The sequence below is a fragment of the Streptomyces sp. NPDC104761 genome (assembly GCF_055583445.1).
In genome coordinates this window covers 1,217,098-1,238,330 of sequence record NZ_JBVJNZ010000001.1, presented here as the reverse complement: position 1 = coordinate 1,238,330, position 21,233 = coordinate 1,217,098, and the positions used below count along the sequence as shown (strand labels likewise).

12 protein-coding genes and 2 pseudogenes are annotated in these 21,233 nt (G+C 73.3%); 7 read left to right on the top strand and 7 right to left on the bottom strand.

Translation table 11 applies throughout. The features are described from left to right. Positions 1-82 precede the first annotated feature (82 nt). Positions 83-961, top strand: a complete 879-nt coding sequence (locus tag ACZ63F_RS05520) for a helix-turn-helix transcriptional regulator (RefSeq protein WP_469708933.1) — start codon at positions 83-85, stop codon at positions 959-961. 78 nt (positions 962-1,039) lie between these two features. Here the strand turns inward: ACZ63F_RS05520 and ACZ63F_RS05515 are convergent, their stop codons facing one another. The 3 genes and pseudogenes from ACZ63F_RS05515 to ACZ63F_RS05505 all read right to left on the bottom strand — a co-directional run bounded on the left by ACZ63F_RS05515 (position 1,040) and on the right by ACZ63F_RS05505 (position 4,152). Next, positions 1,040-2,686, bottom strand: coding sequence for a hypothetical protein (locus ACZ63F_RS05515; RefSeq protein ID WP_469708932.1), 1,647 nt, complete (start codon positions 2,684-2,686; stop codon positions 1,040-1,042). A 111-nt stretch (positions 2,687-2,797) separates the two neighbouring features. Continuing rightward, positions 2,798-3,484 (bottom strand): annotated as a pseudogene (locus tag ACZ63F_RS05510) (polysaccharide deacetylase family protein); the annotation flags it as partial. Then, entirely contained in the window at positions 3,484-4,152 is a 669-nt protein-coding gene (locus tag ACZ63F_RS05505) for a glycoside hydrolase family 11 protein (protein WP_469708931.1), read from the bottom strand. The pseudogene ACZ63F_RS05510 and the gene ACZ63F_RS05505, both read right to left, overlap by 1 nt. 393 nt (positions 4,153-4,545) lie before the next feature. Between ACZ63F_RS05505 and ACZ63F_RS05500 the strand changes: the two genes are divergently transcribed. Next, positions 4,546-5,682 (top strand): PP2C family protein-serine/threonine phosphatase, encoded by a 1,137-nt coding sequence (locus ACZ63F_RS05500; RefSeq protein ID WP_469709336.1) that lies wholly within the window; start codon positions 4,546-4,548, stop codon positions 5,680-5,682. A gap of 122 nt (positions 5,683-5,804) precedes the next feature. Here the strand turns inward: ACZ63F_RS05500 and ACZ63F_RS05495 are convergent. Beyond that, a pseudogene (locus ACZ63F_RS05495) lies at positions 5,805-6,065 on the bottom strand (2-oxoadipate dioxygenase/decarboxylase family protein); the annotation flags it as partial. A 281-nt stretch (positions 6,066-6,346) separates the two neighbouring features. Between ACZ63F_RS05495 and ACZ63F_RS05490 the strand changes: the two are divergent. The 3 genes from ACZ63F_RS05490 (at position 6,347) to ACZ63F_RS05480 (ending at position 9,556) form a co-directional block, all read left to right on the top strand. Then, positions 6,347-8,524: an MMPL family transporter gene (locus ACZ63F_RS05490; protein ID WP_469708929.1), complete on the top strand. Its 2,178-nt coding sequence runs from the start codon at positions 6,347-6,349 to the stop codon at positions 8,522-8,524. A 201-nt stretch (positions 8,525-8,725) separates the two neighbouring features. After that, positions 8,726-9,079, top strand: a complete 354-nt coding sequence (locus tag ACZ63F_RS05485; RefSeq protein ID WP_469708927.1) for an ANTAR domain-containing protein — start codon at positions 8,726-8,728, stop codon at positions 9,077-9,079. Positions 9,080-9,094: 15 nt separating this feature from the next. After that, entirely contained in the window at positions 9,095-9,556 is a 462-nt protein-coding gene (locus ACZ63F_RS05480) for an acyl-CoA thioesterase (protein ID WP_469708926.1), read from the top strand. Between the two features lie 33 nt (positions 9,557-9,589). Here the strand turns inward: ACZ63F_RS05480 and ACZ63F_RS05475 are convergent, their stop codons facing one another. After that, complete coding sequence (locus tag ACZ63F_RS05475) at positions 9,590-10,741, bottom strand: glutathione-independent formaldehyde dehydrogenase (RefSeq protein ID WP_469708924.1); 1,152 nt, start codon at positions 10,739-10,741, stop codon at positions 9,590-9,592. A 225-nt stretch (positions 10,742-10,966) separates the two neighbouring features. On the opposite strand from ACZ63F_RS05475, the gene ACZ63F_RS05470 reads away from it, so the two are divergent. Together ACZ63F_RS05470 and ACZ63F_RS05465 are read left to right on the top strand one after the other, a co-directional pair. Next, on the top strand, positions 10,967-17,827 hold the full coding sequence (locus ACZ63F_RS05470; protein ID WP_469708923.1) for an SDR family NAD(P)-dependent oxidoreductase: 6,861 nt from the start codon (positions 10,967-10,969) through the stop codon (positions 17,825-17,827). Positions 17,828-17,861: 34 nt separating this feature from the next. Further along, positions 17,862-19,376: a tryptophan 7-halogenase gene (locus ACZ63F_RS05465; protein WP_469708921.1), complete on the top strand. Its 1,515-nt coding sequence runs from the start codon at positions 17,862-17,864 to the stop codon at positions 19,374-19,376. 12 nt (positions 19,377-19,388) lie between these two features. On the opposite strand, the gene ACZ63F_RS05460 is transcribed toward ACZ63F_RS05465, so the two are convergent. Together ACZ63F_RS05460 and ACZ63F_RS05455 are read right to left on the bottom strand one after the other, a co-directional pair. Further along, entirely contained in the window at positions 19,389-20,627 is a 1,239-nt protein-coding gene (locus ACZ63F_RS05460) for an alpha/beta hydrolase family protein (RefSeq protein ID WP_469708919.1), read from the bottom strand. A gap of 140 nt (positions 20,628-20,767) precedes the next feature. Next, positions 20,768-21,055 (bottom strand): glycoside hydrolase family 30 beta sandwich domain-containing protein, encoded by a 288-nt coding sequence (locus ACZ63F_RS05455; RefSeq protein WP_469708917.1) that lies wholly within the window; start codon positions 21,053-21,055, stop codon positions 20,768-20,770. Between the last annotated feature and the right edge of the window lie 178 nt (positions 21,056-21,233).

Here is a 21,233-nt window from a genome sequence, read left to right as displayed (position 1 = left end):
GGAAGCCGGACCAGGGACGCTTCGACGGTGGGAAGACCAGTACCACCCTCGCGCCCCCGCATGCGATCGGGGACGCGGGAGGATGGCGAGCATGACGACGACACCCCCCGGAGCCGGACTGGGCGCGATGATCCGCACGTGGCGGAACCGGCTGCCCCCGTCGGCCGCTGGGCTGCCGGTCGTCCGCAAGCGCCGGGCTGTCGGGCTGCGGCGCGAGGAACTGGCCGACCTGGCCGGAGTGTCGGTCGACTACGTCGTGCGCCTGGAGCAGGGGCGGGCCACGACACCCTCGGCGTCGGTGGTGGCGTCCCTGGCGCGCGCTCTCCAGCTGTCCACCGCCGAGCGGGACCACCTCTACCGGCTGGCCGGGATCGTGCCGCCGGCGGACGGCACGATCCGCGACCATCTCCCGCCCGGTATGCAACGGGTACTCGTCCGCCTCGGAGACGTACCGGTGGCCGTGTTCGCGGCGGACTGGCAACTGGTGTGGTGGAACCACGGGTGGGCCGCACTGCTGGGAGACCCCCTGGCCGCGCCGCCACGGATGCGCAACTTCGCCCGCGACAGGTTCCCGGTGGACGCCGATCACACGCACCTCGCGCTGTGGCCGGTCACCGAGACCGACCCCGACACCGCCGACGCCGCCGTCGTCTCCGATCTGCGCCGCGCCACCGGCCGCTTCCCCCGGGACAGCCGCCTGGCCGCGCTGGTCCGCGACCTGAACGCGGGCAACGAGAGGTTCGCCGAGCTGTGGGCGACGGGAGAGGTGACGGCGAACCGCGAGGTCCGCAAGAGGATCGATCACCCGTCGGTGGGCCCGGTCACGGTGGACTGCGATGTCCTGACCGACGGCGACACGGAGCTCAAGATCGTCATCATGACCGCCGCGCCGGGCAGTGAGGACGAGACCAAACTCCAGCTCACCACCGTCGTCGGCCCACCGGCCGGCACGCGCAACTGACCGTCGTTCCGCCTGCCCCCTCCCTCGGACAGGCCGACCCGGTCGACCAGCCAGGGCCGGGCGGACGCCGGCGGAGGCTCACTCCGTCCGGCAGAAGCACGACGCCTCGACCGGCACGTCCGCCACAGCCGCCGCCAGCCTCAGCTGCTGGCCCACGATCCGCGCCTCGCCCTCCCGGCCGAGCCGCCGGAGGCACTCGTGGAAGCCGTGCAGCGCCCACACGTTGCCCGGGTGCTGCAACGCCCGGGGCAGGGTGTCGTCCAGCCCGAGGTCGGCCCGGTAGACCGCCTCGGCCTCGGCGATCCGGCCGCGTTCGAGGAGCAGGGCGCCGTAGGCGTGCCGGGTGGGCTGCATCCAGCCCCAGGGTTCGTCGTACGGGAGGTTGTCGTCCAGGTCGACGGCCCGGCGCAGCTCGGCGAAGGCCGTGTCGAAGTCGCCCCTGCGGTAGGCGAGTTCGCCGTCGAGCATGGCGGAGGCGATCGCCAGGATGTCCACGCAGGTGTTGTTGAACAGCATGCGGGACTCCGGGACGGCGGCGACCGCGTCCCGGAAGCGGGCCCGGTCGGTCACGGCCTCGGCGATCCGGCCGGTGGCCGCGTGCGCGACGCCGCGCGCGTAGTGCAGCATCGCGGTGGTGACGCAGTAGAGCCGCGGGTCCGCGGGCAGGGGCAGGCGCAGGATGTCGTCCCAGCGGCCGAAGCGGACGAGTACGTGCACCCGCATGGCCAGGAAGCCCTCCAGCCAGTCGGCCATCGGGGGGCTCTGCACCCGCAGCAGCTCCTCCGGTACGGCGGCTTCGAGCCGTTCCGCCGTGGCGAGGGCGTCCTGGAGGCGGCCGAGGAACATGGCGCCGTAGATACCGAAGTGCAGGTTGTGGCAGCGGTAGAGGGTGTAGAAGTTCATGGCGCCGGCGCGGGCGAGGTACTTCTCGTCGGCGGCGACGGCCGCGGCGTTGTCGGAGACGACACGCCGGTAGTCGCCGCAGAGGACCTCCAGGTGGGAGGGCATGTGCTGGAGGTGTCCGGCGTCGGGCACGAGGTCGCGGAGCCGGTCGGCGACCGGCAGGGCGAGCTCGGGCGTGGGCGACATCTCCATGAGGTGGATGTAGAGGTGCAGCAGCCCGGGGTGCCCGGCGCCGGCCTCGGTCCCGAGGGCCCGCTCCAGCACGGCCTTGGCTTCCTCCGTGCGGGCCCCGTCGGCCGGGCGTCCGCTGCGGATGTCCCAGAGCCGCCAGGGGGTGAGGTTCATCAGGGCGTCCGCGTACAGGGTCGCGACGTCCAGGTCGTCGGGCGCCAGTTCGTAGGCGGTGCGCAGGCTGTCGGCATAGGCGGTGTTCCACACCGAGCAGGCCGCCGCGTCCGGGGCCGCGGACTGCGGATAGCGGGCGCGCAGCGCCTCGATCAGGGCGCGTTCGACGGGGGTCGCGGGCGCGGCCTTGGCGTGGGCGCGTTCCACGGCGGCGTGGGTCCGCTCCACCGTGCCCGCCAGTTCGTCCGGGCCGTAGAACTCCCAGGGTTTGTTGTAGTTGGGGCCGAGGGCGTAGGCGATGCCCCAGTCGGCCATGGCGCAGTCCGGATCCGCCGCGCCGGCCGCCTCGAAGCAGCGGACGGCCTCCTCGTGGTTGAAGGCGTAGGTCCAGTTCAGCCCCCGGTCGAACCAGGTCTGCGCGGAGGCGGACGAAGTCGTCACGCGCCGGCCGTGACGGCCCAGGTCGTAGTAGTCCACGGGGGCGAACCTATCGACGCGGGGCGTACCGGTGATCGCCGTTCATCCGAAGTCATGAGAGTGGCGCGGCGGTTGACGGGCCGTCGCGCCACTCATGCCGGCGTGGTCTCAGGGTGCGACCGCGCGGCCGGTCTGCGGGGAGATCCGCCCGGAGCACAGCCCCTTGGCCGCGAGAGTCTGTGCGATGCGCGGGATCGCGGCCAGGGTGTTGGCCGGCCACTCGTGCATGAGGATGATCTGGCCGGCGGTGAGCCGGGAGACGGCCTGCACGATGGCGTCGGTGCTCGCGCCGTTCCAGTCCTGGGAGTCGACGTCCCAGATGATCTCGGTGAGCCCGTACTTGGCCTCGACCGCCCGCACGGTGGCGTTGGTCTCGCCGTACGGCGGCCGGAACAGGACCGGTGTCCCGCCGCCGGCCGCGGCGACGGCCGACTGGGTGCGGGAGATCTCCGAGTCGATCTGTGCCTGGGTCTCCTGGGTGAGGTGCGGGTGGGTGTAGCTGTGGTTGCCGACCCACATGCCCGCGCTGACCTGGGCCTTGACCTGGGCCGGGTAGGCGGCCGCGTACTGGCCCTCGTTGAACATGGTGGCGCGCAGCCCGTTCGCCTTCAGGGCGCTGAGCAGGCCCGGTGTGTGGGCGGTGGACGGCCCGTCGTCGAAGGTGAGGCCGACGTAGCCGGCGCAGGTGGCGGAGTGGGCGGGGGCGGCGCCGACGGCGAGGGTGCCCGCGGCGGCCAGCGCGACGGCGGCGGCGGTCGCGACCAGGGGACGTAACGAGCGTTCCGCTGCGGCGTTCATCACGCGACCGTGATGTTCGAGCTGCCGCTGCTCTGGTAGCCCTCGGTCGCGAGGATCTGGTAGTAGCTGAAGCTGCCCAGGGGCATGCCGGCCCTGCCCCAGGCGTCGAAGTGGTTGCCGGTGGTGATGGTGCCGCCGGTCCGCTTGGACTGGCGAACGCTCCAGTACTGGTTGAACGTCTTGGTGCCCTCGACGGACGGGGCGTTGTACCGCGTCGTGAGGTAGATGTCGTAGGTGCCGCCGTCGGTGGTGACGCTGCCCTTGTACGTTCCGGTGGGCCGGTAGGTGCCCCAGTTGTCGACGATGTAGTACTCGACGAGCGGGTTCGAGGTCCACCCGTAGAGAGACAGGTAGCCGTTGCCGGACGGGCTGAAGCTGCCCGAGTAGGTCACGTTCCGGCGGGCGCCGGTGCTCCAGCCCTTGCCGCAGACGAAGTTGCCGGTGTTGCGCCAGCTGGTGCTGTAGTTGCCGCCGGAGCCGAGGGTCATGGAGACCGTGCCCTGTGCGTCGGTCCAGAACGAGTAGTAGTAGCCGTTGTTCGTGCCGGTCTGGTTGGTGGTGACGACGGTGGCGGCGCGGGCGGTGCCGGGCAGGGCCAGCCCGGCGGCGGCGCCCAGCAGAAGGGCGCCGGCACTCCTGCGGCTCAGGGCGTGGTCGAGCGGGTTCATGGGATGCCTCCTCGTGTGGCCTGTGCGGGTACGGCCTGGTGGGGAGTGTTGGTCTGGGCATGTCACCTGTCAACAGTTTCGGTGATTATTTCGAAACCTTCGACCCATGGAGGGTAGGCATCTTCGCAGCTGAAGCACCTAATGAGCCACTTGAAGAACATCGCCTCTGACGTCGGATGACGATGAGATCATTTCACGGGTCTCAAATCTCCGAATGTTTCGATGCATGGCTCGAATGCTGCTGCGGCTTCGGAACATGCCGCTGAGTGGAGCAATCACCGGCGTTCCGGGCGACGGCCGGGGAGGCTGGGTGTCTTGTCTAGATTCGTATGCCAGGAGTCCCGGGTGAGGCACGACGGTCCCAACCCACCACTGCCCGCGCCGCCCGCGTGGATGCGCTGGCTACCGGTCCTGTACGTCGCCGTCGTACTGCTGATCGAACCGGCCACTCCGGTGCAGTGGCCGGTGAGTTTCGTCCTGATCGCACTGCCTCTGGTGACCGCCTTCGCCCACCCGCCCGTCGTCGTCGCCGTCGCCACGGTCTTCGGCATCGGCCTCGAACTCCTTCTGGCCGGAACCCCGTGCTGTGCGGGGCGCGCCGTCAGCTACGTCTGGGAACGCCACTATGTGGCCGCCTATGCCTGCACGGCTCTGGTGGGTGCGCTGGGCGCGATCCTGGCGGCGCACCGGATCCGCCGGGAACGCACCCTGGCCGACGTCCGGTTCGTGGCCGAGATCGCCCAACGTGTCCTGCTCAGGCCGGTCCCGCGCCGGATCGGGAACCTGCTCCTCGAGAGCTTCTACCTGTCCGCGGCCGCGGAGGCACGCATCGGCGGCGACCTCTTCGAGGCGGTTCCCACCGCGTACGGGGTACGGCTGCTCATCGGGGACGTGCGCGGCAAGGGTCTGCTCGCGGTGGAGACAGCCGCGGCGATGCTGGGCGCGTTCCGTGAGGCGGCGCACGACGAACCCGACCTGCGTGCGCTGGTGGAGCGGGTGGACATCAGCATGACCCGCCGGGCGGACCGGCTGGGCGGGACCGAACTGGGCGAGCGGTTCGTGACCGCCGTCTTCGCGGAGATCCCGGGGAAGGAGCGGATCGTGCGCATCCTCAACTGCGGCCACCCGCCGCCGCTGCTCATCCGCCCCGGCGAGGTGAACGAACTGGACCGGGGGCAGCCGGGTCCGCCGCTGAACCTCGGCATGCTCGTCGGGGATCCCTATCGCGTCGAGACCTACTCCTTCGGCCCCGGCGACCAACTGCTCCTGTACACGGACGGTGTCACCGAGACCCGGGATCCCGAGGGCACCTTCTACCCGTTGATCGAGCGGCTGCGTTCGTGGGGTCCGATGCCGCCCCCGGAGCTCCTGGAGCGGCTCCATCAGGACCTGCTGGACTACAGCCACGACCAGTTGCAGGACGACACGGCCGCGCTCACCGCCTTCCTGCTGCCCGAGGAAGCGGCCGGGACCTCTCGCTCCGGCCAGGACGACACGGTCACCGGCGAGTTCGGCGAGCCGCTGCCCTGACGCGGCCGGGGCCTTCGGCGCAGAGGCCGCAGCCAGTTCGGTACCACCGGGCTCAGAGGAAGCCGACACCCTGGGCCAGGGTGAGTTCGCCCGAGTAGTTGACCGTGTTGGTGGCGGAGTTGCATGCCGAGGGCGCCGAAGGCGCGGGCGACCTGGCGCAGTTCGCGCGGGGTGCCGACCCGGATGGCGCCGTGCCGCTCGGCGGTCACCCTGCCGATGGAGCCGAGGCGTTCCGCGTCGGCTCCGCGGGCGCGCAGGAACTCCTCGTTCACCTCGCGGGAGACGTCCACCAGCGTGGTGTAGGCGGGGGCCTCCCGCCCGTACATCTCCGACAGCCGCGCCGCGAACGCGGCCCGCAGGTGCCATTGACCGATCGTTGACATGGTTCGGCCCTCCGGTCGGCGACGGTGCCGCGATCACGTCTTCGATGGTCGCCGACCGGACCGCCGCCGTACAGATGACGGGCCGCCCGCGGGCGGCGGGAAAATGCGCAGCTACGGGCGCCACGAAAAACCCAGTGGACCGATCTTCACAGCTGATCCCTAACATATGGCGTCAAGACAACCAAGCGACCGGCTCGTCGGATGCGTGCCGGTCGGGGTCGCCGATGCCAGGGTCCGCTCCCCGGGCTGCGGTGATCTTCCTACCCAGGAGGACCTTCCGCATGTTCCGACGAATTGGCAGTGCCGTCGTCCGACATCCTGTCTGGACGATCGTGGCATGGCTGATCGCGGCGGTGGCGATCGTCGCCACCGCCCCGAGCCTGCCCTCGAACAGCGACGAGAGCAGCTTCCTGCCCAAGAGTTACGAGTCCATCAAAGCGGCCGATCTCCAGGCGAAGGCGTTCCCCAGCGCCTTCACCCCGTCCGCGATCGCGCTGTACCAGCGCACCGACGGCGGCAAGCTCACCGCCGAGGACACGAAGGACGTCGCCCGGTTCGCCACCGAACTGGGCGGCAAGCACATCGACCAGGTCCAGAAGGTCGTCCCCGGCCAGCCGTCGAAGGACGGCAGGTACGACCTGATCCTGGTGCAGATGGACAGCAAGAACGCCGGTCAGCCCGTGCAGGCGGACGCGGCCAAGGTGTTGCGCGACGACGTCAAGCAACTGGCCAAGGGCACCGGCCTGGAGGTCAAGCTGGGCGGTTCGGCCGCGCAGGCCCTCGACCAGCAGGACTCGTCCAAGCGCGGTGAGGCGCTGATCGGCATCGGCACCTTCGTGATCATCCTGGTCACTCTGCTGATCATCTTCCGGGCGCCGATCCTGGCGTTCCTGCCGCTGGTGGTGATCGGCGTGGTGTCGGCCATCGCCAACGGGCTGATCGCGTACGCCACCAAGCTGTTCGGTCTGCAGGCCAACAGTTCCGTCTCGTCGATCCTGATCGTCGTGCTGTTCGGCGTGGGCACGGACTACTTCCTGTTCCTGATGTTCCGTTACCGCGAACGCCTGCGCGCGGGTGACGAACCCAAGGAGGCCATGGTCAACGCGGTCGGCCGGGTCGGTGAGGCGATCGCCTCGGCGGCCGGCGCGGTCATCATCGCCTTCCTCGCGCTGGTGCTCTCCACGCTGGGCTTCCTCAAGCAGATGGGCCCGGCGCTGGCCATCGCGGTCTCCGTCACCCTGATCGCGGGGCTGACACTGATCCCGGCCGTGGTCTCGCTGATCGGCCCGAAGGTGTTCTGGCCGTCCAAGTCCTGGCAGCAGGAGCCGTCGAACGCCCGTTTCGCGGCCCTGGGCCGTGGTGTGCAGCGCCGTCCCGGGCTGACCGCGGCGGTCTCCGGACTGGTCCTGGTCGTGCTGTCGCTGGGCACGCTGGGCTTCCACGCCACGTTCGACCTGGCGTCGGGCTCGATGCCCAAGACCAAGGAGTCCATGGTCGTCCAGGACCAGATGCAGAAGGCGTACTCGGCCGGTGCCGCCGCGCCCACCGACGTCTACCTCTCCAGCACCGACGGCAAGCCGCTGGACACGTCCGCCTTCGACGCGTACGCGCAGAAGCTCGGGGCCGTGGACGGTGTCGCGAGCGCCCGGATGGTCCAGGTGAACAAGGCAGGGACCACGGCGGACTTCACCGTCACCCTCAAGTACGAGGCGTCGACGGACAAGGCCATAGACGCCGTCGGCCGGGTGCGGGACGTCGCGCACGCCGGCGCTCCGGAGGGGACCGAGGCGCTCGTCGGCGGCATGTCCTCGATCTACAAGGACATCGACTCGGCGGTCAACCACGACTACCGCACGGTGTTCCCGGTCGCCGCTCTGCTCATCATGGTGATCCTGGGGCTGCTGCTGCGCAGTGTGGTCGCGCCCTGGTACCTGATCGCCTCCGTCGGGCTCGGTTTCGGCGCGACGCTCGGCGCCACGGTCTGGATCTTCCAGGAAGCACAGAACAAGCCGGGTCTGATGTTCATGCTGCCGGTGATCATGTACCTCTTCGTGGTCGCCATCGGCACGGACTACAACATCCTCATGATCGCCCGGCTCCGGGAGGAGGCCCGCGAGGGCCGGGAGCCGCGCGAGGCGGCCGGCATGGCACTGCGGCACGCCGGGCCGACGGTGGCCGCGGCCGGCTTCATCCTGGCGGCGACCTTCGCCACGATGATGCTGGCGGGCAACTCGCTGCTCTCGGAGATGGGTTTCGCGGTCTCCTTCGGCATCGCGGTGGCCGCCTTCGTCATGGCGATGTTCTTCACCCCGAGCCTCACGGCGCTGATCGGCCACGCGGCCTGGTGGCCGGGCCACGCCGACCGCGCGGAACCGGCGGCGATCCCGGGCCAGGCGGACGGCGAGGCCACGTCGTCGGCCGGGGAGGACCGGAACGCCCCGGCGGGGCGCCGCAGCTGACCGGGGCCGACGAGAGCCCCTTCGGCTCGACGCCGGCTGCGGCGCCGTCGTGGCTGGTCGCGCAGTTCCTCCCCCGGCCTTCGGCCGGGGGACCCCCAGCGCCCCTGCGGGTGCGCTGCTCGGCGGGGCACTGCGCGTACAGGTGGGATCCGGGGGAAGGTGTTACGCCGACCCCGGACCCCATCCTCTACGAGGCGATTCATGGCGTTCTTCGCGATCTCCCGCACGGAGCCCCTGCGGTTGCTGTCGGCCACCGAGCTGGCCGTCGAGCAGGAAAGCCTTCGGGCCGAGAACGCCCAGCTGCAACAAGCCGTCACCTCGCACGCCGTCATCGACCAGGCCATCGGCGCGGTCGTCGCGTACGGCCGGATCCCTCCGGACGAGGCCTGGCGGGTCCTGCGTGACATGTCCCAGCGCACCAACACCAAGCTGCGCACCCTCGCCGGGCGGATCCTGAGGTACGCGCAGGGCGAGGCCGTCCCGGACTTCGACGCGGTCGAGCTGCGGCGGGCGATCGACCGGTACCGGGTCTTGCGGCGGACCTCGACTTGTTGACTACACTTGACGACCGTGAAAAATGCGCAATATCAGGCAGCGCCTCCGGCGGGTGCCGGTCCTGACCGCGTCCGCGCCGTCCACCGGTGCCGGGTCGAGTGGTCGGACACCGACGCCTCCGGGCACTACCACAACACCGCGGTGGCGCGGTTCGTGGAGGCGGCCGAGGCCGCGCTGGTGCGCGAGCGTGGTGTCGTCGGCTACTTCGGTGCCGCACCGCGGGTGCGCTACGAGGTCGACTTCACCGCACCGCTCTGGTTCCAGCAGGAGGTGACGACGGTCCTGACCGTCGAACGCGTCGGCACCTCCTCGATGACGTTCGGGTTCGAGGTGTGGGGCGAGGAGATCGACGGCCGGCCGCGGCAACTCGCCGCAGCCGGCCGTTATACCGTCGTCCACGTGCCGCGGAGCGCCGACCGGAGGAGTGTCCCCTGGCCCGCCGAGTGGGTCACCGCTCTCACCCCGGCCCAAGGCTGACGTGAGCGGCCGGGCGCTGCGCCGGCGCCGGTGCTACGCCGCGAGAGCGTGCCCCGGGTGCAGGACGACCTTCGTGTAGCCCTCGATCCGCTGGTCGAACTTCTCGTAGGCGCTCGGTGCTTCCTCGAGCGGCAGTTCGTGGGAGACCACGAAGCTGGGCTTGGCCCGCCCGGCGATGATCAGGTCGCGCAACTGCCGGTTGTACTGCTTGACGTTGCACTGACCGGTGCCCATCTGCTGCCCCTTCTCGAACATCCGCCCGATGGACACCAGCAGCAGGCCGTGCTTGGCGTGCTCGTCGGGTCCGCCCGGGTCGGACGGGACGTACAGGCCCGGTACGCCGAGCATGCCGGTCGGCCGTACCGTGTCGACGAGGGCGTTCAGGACGACGGCGGGTTCCTCGTGGCTCGCGTCGTGCGCCTGGGCCTGGTAGCCGACGGCGTCGACGCCCTTGTCCGTGCCCTCGCCGCCGGTCTGTTCCTTGATCTGCTCGGCCGGGTCGCCCTTGGTGAAGTCGATCGGTATCGCCCCGATCTGCTCGGCCTTGGCGAGCCGCTCGGGCACCCGGTCGACCGAGAACACCTTGGACGCGCCCCGCAGCAGCGCCGAGTACGCGGCCATCAGACCGACCGGGCCGGCACCGAAGACGGCGACGCTCTCGCCCGGGGAGACCCGGGCCAGCTCACAGCCGTGATAGCCGGTCGGGAAGATGTCCGCGAGCAGCACGAAGTCGGTCTCGAACTCGTTGCCGGGCGGCAGCTTCAGGCAGTTGAAGTCCGCGAACGGTACGCGCAGCAGCTCCGCCTGGCCGCCCTTGTAGGGCCCCATGGCCACATAGCCGTAGGCTCCCCCGGCGAAGCCCGGGTTGACCGTGAGACAGAAGCCGGTCTTGCCGGCCAGGCAGTTCTTGCAGAAGCCGCAGGCGACGTTGAAGGGCATGACCACCCGGTCGCCCTCGGACAGCGAGATCACGCCGGAGCCGGTCTCCTCGACGATGCCGAGGTTCTCGTGTCCGAAGACGATGCCCGCCTCCGCGGCCGTACGCCCCTCGTACATGTGCAGGTCGGATCCGCAGATGGCGCTCGACGTGACCCGTACCAGCACGTCGTTCGGGTGCTGGATGCTCGGATCGTCGACGTCCCTGACCGTGACGCTGAAGGGCTTCTCGTAGACGACGGCTTTCACCTGGTTCACCTCCGCGTCGAACGCCGTACGACGACGGACCGCGCGGGCCGAGGCCTGGCCAGGAGTGACGGCCGGGACAGAGCCCCGGTCCGTGCCGCAACTCTGGGCGCTCTAGTTACACCATCGGGTACTTCCAGAAAACGCCGGTCGGGCAGCGGCTGCAACCCCGGCCCCGGCAGGGCCCTCCTACTGGGAAAGGCAGGGCTGTTGCACCGAGGGGGCCTGGTGGGAGCGGAGCGTGCGGTGACCGTGCGGCCGGTTTCGGAGTTGCTCGCCGAGAACTCCGAGCGCCACGGCGGGAAGGTCGCCTTCGCCGACGACCGGCGGGCGGTGGGCTGGGCGGAACTGGAGCGCAGGACCGGCAGGCTGGCGGCCGGGCTGGGCGCCGGCCGTGCCGCCCGGGTGGCCTTCTGCATGGACGACGGCGTGGAACTGATCGAGGGACTGCTCGCCACGGTGCGGGCCGGTGCGGTGGGGGTGCCGCTGAGTTCCCGTGCCACCGATGCCGAACTCGCCGGGCTGCTGGCCGACTGCGGTCCGGCCGTGCTCGTCACCGACCGGCACCATCTGCCACGGATCACGCGGCTGACGGCCGGCCGGACCGTCCGGCTGCTGGTCACCGGCGAGGGGCCGGTGCCCGACGGGGTGACCGCCTGGGAGGCGCTGGCCACGGAGCCGTCGGCCGCTCCCCCCGACGACCTCGGCCTGGACGAGCCGGCCTGGCTGCTCTACACGTCCGGGACCTCCGGCACCGCCAGGGCGGTGATCTCCAGTCAGCGGTCGGCGCTGTGGTCCGCGGCCGCCTGCTATCTGCCCCGGCTCGGGCTGTCGGCGGCCGACCGCCTCCTGTGGCCGCTGCCCCTCTCGCACGCCTACGCCCACTCGCTGTGCGTCCTCGGCACCACCATGGCCGGGGCGAGCGCCCGGATCACCACCGCCCGGGAACCGGCCGCCCTGGTCCGGCTGGTCGGCGGCTACGAGCCGACCGTCCTGACCGGGGTCCCCCTCACCTACCGGCAGTTGCTGGACGCCGGGCTCGGGGCCGTGCCCTCGCTGCGGCTGTGCGTCACGGCCGGCGCTCCCAGCGACCCGGAGCTGCGGGCGGAGGCCGAGGAGCGGTTCGGTGCCCCGCTGCTCGACGGTTACGGCAGCACCGAGACCTGCGGCAAGATCGCCGTGGAAGCGCCCGCGGGGCCACGGGTGCGCGGCAGCAGCGGGCTGCCGCTGCCCGGCATGGAGGTGCGGATCGCCCCGGCGGAGGGGGCCGGCGGGGACGGCGAGATCTGGGTCCGCGGCCCCGGCGTCATGCTCGGCTACCACGGCCGTCCCGAGGAGACCGCCGCCGCCCTGCGCGACGGCTGGTACCGCACCGGTGACCTGGGCAGGCTCGACGAGCACGGGTTTTTGACCGTCACCGGCCGGGCGGGCGACCGCATCGTGCGCGGCGGCGAGAACGTCGACCCGGCCGAGGTGGAGCGGGTGCTGTGCGCTCTGCCCGGGGTGCGGGACGCGGCCGTGGTCGGGCGGGCCCATCCGCTGCTCGGTGAGGTTCCGGCGGCGTTCGTGGTGCCGGACCGTCCTGACCTCGATCCGGCGCCGCTGCTGCGGGCCTGCGCCGCGGTGCTCTCCGCGCACAAGGTGCCCGAGGAGGTGCTGCCGATCCCGGCGGTACCGCGCACCTCCGCCGGCAAGCCGCGCCGGGCCCTGCTGCGCCGGGCGCTCACCGACCGCCCGGCCGATCCGGGACTCGCCGGGCTCGCCGGGCGGACGCCGGGTGAGCGGCGGGCCGCGCTGACCGACCTGGTGTGCGCGGAGACGGCGGCGATCCGGGGTGCCACCGCGGATCCGGGTACGGCGTTCGCCGATCTCGGTCTGACCTCGATGGACGCGATGACCCTGTGGCACCGGCTCGGCACCCGCACCGGGCTGCGGCTGCCGGCGACGCTGGTGTGGGACCACCCGAGCCCCGCCGCGGTCGCCGCCCACCTGGACGCGCGGCTGCACGGGACGGTTCGGCCCCCGGCGGCGCCGCGGCGCGGTCCGGAGGCCGAGCCGGTGGCGATCGTGGCGGCCGGCTGCCGCTTCCCGGGCGGGGTGGACTCCCCCGAGGACCTCTGGCGTCTGGTGGCCGAAGAGCGCGACGCCACCGGCGACTTCCCGGCCGACCGGGGCTGGGACCTCGCGTCCCTGCACCATCCCGACCCCGACCGCCCCGGGACCACGTACGCCCGCCGCGGCGGGTTCCTGGACGGGGTCGCGGACTTCGACCCGCTGTTCTTCGGCATGTCGCCGCGCGAGGCGCTGGCCACCGATCCCCAGCAGCGGCTGCTCCTCGAGGTCGCCTGGGAGACCTTCGAGCGGGCCGGTGTCCCGGCGCCGGAGCTGCGCGGCACCGACACCGGGGTGTTCGTCGGCCTGATGCACGCCGGCGGGTACGGCCGCGGCGGGGTGCCCGGCGAGCTGGAGGCCCAGCTGGGCATCGGCTCGTCGCCGAGCGTGGCGTCCGGCCGGATCGCCTACACACTTGGGCTGCGCGGTCCCGCGCTGACGCTGGACACGGCGTGTTCGTCCTCGCTGGTGGCGCTGGACCTGGCGGCCCGGTCGCTGCGGGCCGGGGAGTGTGCGCTCGCGCTGGCGGGCGGGGCGACGGTGCTGGCGGATCCGCGGCCGTTCGTCGTGTTCAGCCGGCTGCGCGGGCTGTCGCCGGACGGGCGCTGCCGGTCCTTCGCCGCGGGCGCGGACGGCACCGCCTGGGCCGAGGGCGTCGGTCTGGTGCTGCTGGAACGGCTGTCGGACGCCCGCCGCAACGGCCGTCCGGTGCTGGCGGTGCTGCGCGGCTCGGCCGTCAACTCGGACGGCGCGTCGAACGGCCTGACCGCGCCCAACGGCGCGGCGCAGCGGGACCTGATCCGGCGGGCGCTGGCCGACGCGGGGCTGGACGGGGCCGACGTCGACGCGGTCGAGGGGCACGGCACCGGCACCGCGCTCGGCGACCCGATCGAGGCGAACGCCCTGCTCGCCACCTACGGACAGCGCCGTGACCCGGCCGACCCGGTGTGGCTGGGCTCGGTGAAGTCGAACCTGGGGCACACCCAGGCGGCGTCGGGGGTGGCGGGCCTGATCAAGATGATCGAGGCGATGCGTCACGCCCGGCTGCCCGCCTCGCTGCACGCGGAGCGGCCCTCGCCGCACGTCGACTGGTCCTCCGGTGCGGTACGGCTGCTGGACCGGGGCCGCCCGTGGCCGCGCCGCGACCGTCCGCGCCGGGCGGCGGTCTCGTCGTTCGGCATCGGCGGCACCAACGCCCACGTGATCATCGAGGAGCCGAACGGAGCCGACGCGGCGGGAGCGACGGCGGCGGCCGGTACGGAACCGGCCCACCGGCTGCCGCTCATGCCCTGGCTGGTCGGCGGGACCGACGAGGCCGGGCTGCGCGCGCACGCCGCGAGCCTGGCGGCGGAACTGGCCGGCGTACGGGGGGAGGCGGACGCCTTGGACGTCGCGTTCTCGCTGGCCACGACCCGGGCGCCGCTGACGCACCGCGCTGCCGTCCTGGCCCCGGACGCCGAAGACCTGCTCAGGGGGCTTCACGACCTGGCCGCGGGCACCGACGGTCCGGCACTGCTGCGGGGCATCGCGCGCCCACGCCCGAAGGTGGCTCTCCTCTTCCCGGGCCAGGGAGCCCAGCGCCCCGGCATGGGCCGAGACCTGCGGGCGGCCTTCCCGGCCTTCGACGCGGCGTTCACCGGGCTGTGCGAGGAGTTCACCCCGTGGCTGGACCGCCCCCTGCTGGAGGCCGTCGACGATCCGGGCCTGCTGGACCGGACCGACTACGCCCAACCCGCGCTGTTCTCCTACGCGGTGGCCCTGCACGCCCTGCTCGCCTGCTTCGGCGTTCACCCGGACCGGCTGGTCGGGCACTCCGTCGGCGAGCTGGCCGCCGCCCATGTGGCCGGGGTGTTCTCCCGCGCCGACGCGGTACGGCTGGTCGCCACACGCGGCAGGCTGATGGCGGCCCTGCCCGCCGGCGGCGCGATGATCGCGGTCCGGGCGCCGCTCACCGCGGTGACGCCGCTGCTCGACAGGGTACCCGGACGGGCGGTCGCGGTGGCGGCGGTCAACGGGCCGGAGTCGGTCGTGCTCTCCGGGCCCGAGGACGCGGTGACGGCGCTGGCCGCCGCCGTCGGACGGCCGCAGCGCCGGCTGCGGGTCGGTCATGCCTTCCACTCGCCGCTCCTTGACCCGGTACTGGCCGAGTACCGCGCGGTCGCCGAGTCGGTGACCTACCGGCCGCCTTCCGTACCGGTCGTGTCCACGCTCACCGGACGCGCGGAGACGGACGCACTCGCCACCGCCGGGCACTGGGTGCGGCAGGCGCGCGAGACGGTCCGGTTCGCCGACGCGGTGGGCGTGCTCGCCGGGGACGGCGTCACGGCCTTCGTCGAGGCCGGGCCGTCCGCCGCGCTCGGCGCGGCGGCCGAGGACTGCGTCGGGCCGGACGCGGACGCGGTGTTCGCGTCGTGCGCCGGCTCCCGGACCACGGCCGAGGCGCTGGCCGCGCTCCATGTCCACGGGGTCGGGGTGGACTGGCGGTCGGTGTACACCGGCTCCGGTGCCCGGCGGCGCCCGCTGCCCACCCACCCCTTTCGGCGGCAGCGCTACTGGCTGGACGCCGTGCGGCGGCCGGCCGGGTCCGGCCATCCGATGCTGGGCGAGCCGGTACCCGATGCCGACGGGCCCGCGATCCGGCACACCGCCGTACTGTCCCTCGACCGCCATCCCTGGCTTGCCGACCACGTGATCGACGGCCGGGTCGTGGTGCCCGCGACCGTCTTCGCCGAGCTGGCCGCCCGGGCCGACGGTTCCGCCGCGCCGGTCCGGCTGGCGGAACTGGCCCTGCGCGCCCCGCTCGTCCTCGCTGCGGGGCAGGGGGCGCAGGTGCAGGTGGTGGCCGGGGCGCCGGACGGGACGGGCCGGCGGCCGGTCACCGTCTGGAGCCGTCCCGCCGACACGGCGGGCCCGTGGACCCGGCACGCCACCGCGACGACCGACCCGGCGCAGGCACCGTCCGGTGACGCCCCCGCGGCCTGGCCGCCGGCGGACGCGGAGCGGATCGGAGTCGACTACGAGCGCCTCGCCGGCCGCGGCCATCGGTACGGGCCCGCCTTCCGTGCGGTGACCGCGCTGTGGCACCGGGACGGCGAGACCTTCGCCGAATTGGCCCTGCCGCCCGGGGAGGCCGCGACCGCGCGGTCGTACACCCTGCACCCGGCCCTGTTCGACGCGGCGCTGCATGCCGCGCTGCTGGCCGAGGAGCCGGGCGAACCGAGCGCGCCGGTCACCTGTTCCGGGGTGACGGTGTACGCGGCCGGTGCCGCCGCGGCTCGCGCGGTCGTCCGGCGCCTGGGCCCGGACGAGTTCCGCGTCACCCTCACCGACGGGGACGGGCTGCCGCTGGCCGCCGTGGAGTCCGTGGTCACCCGGGCGGTCCCGGCGGCGGCGCGACCGCCGGCCGAGACCTACCGTCTCGCCTGGCGGCAGGTACCGGCCGGCACCGCGGGCCCGGAGCACGAGTTGGTCGACGTGGCACGGCTGGCCGCCGACCTGCCCCCGGACGCGCCGCCCCCCGAGCGGGCGCGCGGGCTGCTCGGCGCCGTGCTGGAGCGGGTGCGGGAGTGGACCGCCGGCGCGCGGCCGGGCCGGCTGCTGGTGCTCACCGAGAACGCCACCACAGACGCGCCCGACCCGGCCGAGGCCGCGGTCGCCGGGCTGGTCCGCAGCGCCGCGTCGGAGCATCCCGGCCGGATCGTACTGGTCGACCGGCGGGGCGCCGCGGCGACGACGGCGGACCTGGCGGCGGCGCTGCGCACCGGCGAGCCGGAACTCGCCCTGCGCGACGGCACCGTCGTGGCCCCCAGGCTGGCTCCCGCCGACGCGCCGACCGCCGAGGCCGCCCGTCTGGATCCCGAGGGGACCGTGCTCGTCACCGGCGGCACGGGGGCGCTCGGGGCGAGTCTGGCCCGCTACCTGGTCACCGAACGCGGCGTGCGGCACCTGCTGCTGGCCGGCCGCGGCGGGGAGGTCCCGGACTGGGCGGGCGAACTGGCCGCCGACGTACGCGTGGTGGCGTGCGACGTGAGCGACCGGGCGTCCGTGGACGCGCTGGTCGCGTCCTGCCGGCCGCCGCTCACCGCGGTCTTCCATCTGGCCGGGGTGGTGGACGACGGCGTGACGGACGCCATGACGCCGGAGCGGCTCGCGGCCGTGCTCGCGCCGAAGGCGGACGGCGCCTGGCATCTGCACGAGGCGACGAAGCACCTGGGCCTGGCCGCCTTCGTCCTCTACTCCTCGGCCGCGGGTGTGCTCGGCAGGCCCGGGCAGTCGAACTACGCGGCCGCCAACGGGTTCCTCGACGCGCTCGCCCGCTACCGGGTGGCCCGCGGCCTGCCCGCGCAGTCGCTGGCGTGGGGGCCGTGGACCACCGCGGGGGCACGGGGCATGGCGGGCCGGGTGGCGCCGGACCGGCTGCGGGAGGGCGGCGTGCTGCCCGTCGGCGAGCGGGAGGGCATCGCCCTCCTCGATGCCGCGCTGCGCCGCCCGGAGCCCGTCCTGGTGCCGGTGCCGCTGGACCTGCGGGCCCCCGCGGGACCGGACGCGCCGCCCGTCCTCGCCGACCTGTTGCCGCACCGTCCGGCCGCGGCCGCCGCGGCACCCCTGGACGCCGCCGACCGGATGCCCGGTGCCTGGCGGGATCGGCTCGCCGCCCTCGCCCCGCCCGAACGCGCGCCTGTGCTGACCGAGTTGATCCGTGCGGAGATCGCGGCGGTGCTGGGTTTCACGGACCCGTCCGAGTTCCCCGCCGAACGCGCCTTCACCGAGCTCGGCTTCGACTCCCTGTCCGCCGTGCAGGTCCGCAACCGCCTCAGCGCCTTCATCCGGGTCCGCCTGTCACCGACCGTCGTTCTGGAGCACCCGACGCTGCCCGAGCTGACGGCACACGTCCACGGGGCCCTGCTCGACGCGGGCGCCCTGCCGGGAACCGAGACGGAGGCGTCCGCGGCCGTCCGGGCCCGCCCGGCCGAGTGACCGTCCCGGTCCGAACGGAAAGAGGAGTTCCCTGATGACTGCGCGAGACGTGCGGCGCAAGGCGGTCAGGCCGTACGGGGAGTACGACCTGATCGTCGTCGGCGGCGGTCCGGCCGGATCGACCGCCGCGACGGCCGTGGCCCGGCGCGGGCACCGGGTGCTCGTGCTGGAGCGGGAGACCTTCCCCCGCTACCAGATCGGCGAGTCGCTGCTGCCCGCCACCGTCCACGGCCTGTGCCGCCTCCTCGGCGTCGCCGACGAGGTCGCGGCGGCCGGGTTCACCCTCAAGCGGGGCGGGACCCTGCGCTGGGGCCGCGACCCGCACCCCTGGCAGTTCTCCTTCGCGACGACACCGCGGCTGCCGGAACCCACCGCGACCGCCTTCCAGGTGGAGCGTTCCCGTTTCGACGAGATCCTGCTGCGCAACGCCGAACGCGCCGGTGCCGAGGTACGGGAGGGCAGTGCGGTACGCCGGGTCCTCACCGTGGGCGAGCGGGTGCGCGGTGTCGAGTACACCGACCCGGACGGTGTCCCGCGCACCGCGCACGCCCGGTACGTCATCGACGCGTCGGGCCACACCAGCCGGATCCACGGCCGGGTGGGCGGGGCACGGGTGTACTCGGACTTCTTCCGCAACCTGGCCGTGTTCGGCTACTACGCGGGCGGCCGGCGCCTGCCGGCCCCGAACGACGGCAACATCTTCTGCGCCGCGTTCGACGCCGGCTGGCTCTGGTACATCCCGCTGCGCAAGGACCTGACCAGCGTCGGTGCCGTGATCACGCCGGAGCACTACGCGGCCGTCCAGAACGACCCGGAGGCAGCGTGGCGGGACATGATCAAAGCCTGCCCCCCGGTCGGCCGGCTGCTCACGGACGTACCGGTCGCGACCGAGCCGCCGTACGACCGGGTCCGGGTGCGCAAGGACTACTCCTACTGGAAGACGTCCCTGTGGGTCCCGGGCATGGCGCTGGTCGGCGACGCCGCCTGCTTCGTGGACCCGGTGCTCTCCTCGGGCGTCCATCTGGCCACGTACGGCGCCCTGCTGGCGGCCCGTGCGGTGAACGCCGCGCTGGAGGGCAGCGTGCCCGAGGCGCGCGGTTTCGCCGAGTTCGAGGCGCGCTACCGCCGGGAGTACGGGGTGTTCTACGAGTTCCTCGTCGCGTTCTACGACATGGAGCGGGACGAGGACTCGTACTTCTGGTCGGCGAAGAAAATCACCAGGGTGGACGTCGACGAGGCCGCCGCCTTCGCCGAGCTGGCCGGGGGCGTGGCGTCGGGCGACACCGGCATTGCCGCGGCCGGCGGGCTGGGCGTCCGGTGGAACGCCGCGGCGGCCGAACTGGAGGGCGCGGTGGACCGGCTGACCGCCGCCGGCGATCGCACGAACCCCCTCCTGACCACCCGGGTCGTCACCGAGACCTTCCGCACCGGCAACGACCTCCAGGAACAGGCCCTGTACGGCGTCCCGCCGGCCGGGCCGGCCCCGGCGCTCCCCGGCCCCGGCCGGCTCGGGGTCACCGGGGACGGCCTGTGCTGGCTCCCGGCGTGACCGAAGGCCCGCTCACCGGCCGAAGGGACGCGACTCCGGGGCGGTGGCCGAGAGGCCTGCCACCTCACGGCCGTGCAGCCGCCGGTCGAAGAAGGAGGCGAGGCAGGCCCGTTCGACGGGGATCGCGCGGGCCGGGGTGATGGTGCCGATGTTCTTCACGACCGTCGACCGGGGCAGCCCGAGCCGGCGGACGATCTGCGGGATCAGGGCCTCCTCGTCGGTGAACGTGGCGTGTTCGGCGCCGCACAGGGTCAGGCCCTCGCGCGGGCCGCGGCTGTGCCGCCACAGGGCGTTCCAGGACGGGACCGTGCTCAGGTCGTTGCCGTCCTTGCCGAGCAGCAGGAAGGGCCGGTCCAGGCCCTCGGCGGCGACGGTGGAGAGGTGGCCCGAGTCGCCGTCGTCCGGGACGTAGGCGACGACGCCGTCCATGTTGGCCCCGGCCGCGACGCGCCGGTCGTCGTGCATCGTCTGGAGGGCGGTGAAGCCTCCTGCGGAGTGCCCGAACATGCCGATGCGGTCCAGGTCCAGGGTGCCGCGCAGTGCGCGGGGCAGCGCACGCGGCAGTGCGTCGAGCAGGAAGCGGGTGTCGGCCACCCGTACGTCGATCGTCTTCTTCAGGAGCGCCCTGATCCGCTTCTTGTCCGGGTAGGCCTTGTCGTACTCGGCGGGCAGCACGGTGCGTTCGACGCGGCCGCCGGGGAACTGGACGGCGGTGGCGTCGTAGGTGTGGTCGAGCATCACCACGACGTAGCCGCGGGAGGCGAGGTCGTCGCAGAGGGTGGTGCCGAGGGAGCGCGGGTCGCCGGTGCCGGGTGAGTAGCAGACCACGGGATACGGGCCGTGGTCCCGGTCGGCCGGGGCGTCTTCGTGTGCGTGGGTCCGGGTGGCGGCCCAGTCGACCTTGTCGGCGGGCACGTCGGCGAGGTTGTTGACGGCCGTGAAGCCGGCGGCCTCCCCCGGCAGCATCTGCGGTGCCCGGGGGTGGCCGCCGGCGTCCCGCGCCGGGTACCGGATGCTGATCATCAGCTCCCGGTACGGCTGTGCGGTGATCCAGGGATCGGCGCGTGCCGTGTCGACGAGGCGCAGGGAGACCGTCCCCACCGGATGCGGGCCGCCGGGCGCGGGGAGGATCAGCCGCACCGGCGCCGCCGCGGACGCCGCGCGCGGCGTGGCCGACGCGGTGCGCGCGGAGACGGCGGACAGGGCGGTGGCGGCGACGGCCGACAGCAGGGCGGTGCGGCGGGTGAGCAAGGCGGGCCTCCTTGGCTGCGCGGTCCGCGCGGACGGCAACGGGCCGCGCGGACCGCGTGTGTTCGCGGCTCGTCCCAGCTTTGTGGACGGGCCCGGCCGCCACCATCCGGCAGGCCCGTCGTCACTCCGGGGGGTTAGCCCTATGCCCGGCCCTGCCATCGGTAGGTGGCGTAGGAGCCCGCCGGTACGGTCGTCACGAAGCTCTGGCCGCCGACGGTGACCCGGACCTTGCTGTCGGTGCTGTTGCCGTTGCCGAGGACGGTGACGTAGCCGCCGTCGCGGGTGCGGTAGACCACGTTGCTGATGCCGTGTTCGGCGGCGCTGGACTCCAGGCGGACGTCACCGGGCGAGAGGTACTTCGAGAACTGCCCGAGCCCGTACAGCTCGTCGCGGACCGTGAACCTCCTCGTGTTCGTGTCGACGGTCACCAGCCGGTCCTGGCGACAGGTCGCTGGTCTCGGTGTTTCGCGAGGAGCGGTGGCGGGGGGGGGGGGGGGGGGGGGGGGGGGGGGGGGGGGGGGGGGGGGGGGGGGGGGGGGGGGGGGGAGGGGGGGGGGGGGGGGGGGAGGAGAACCAGAGACCCCCCCTTCCCCCCCCTCAGTCCGC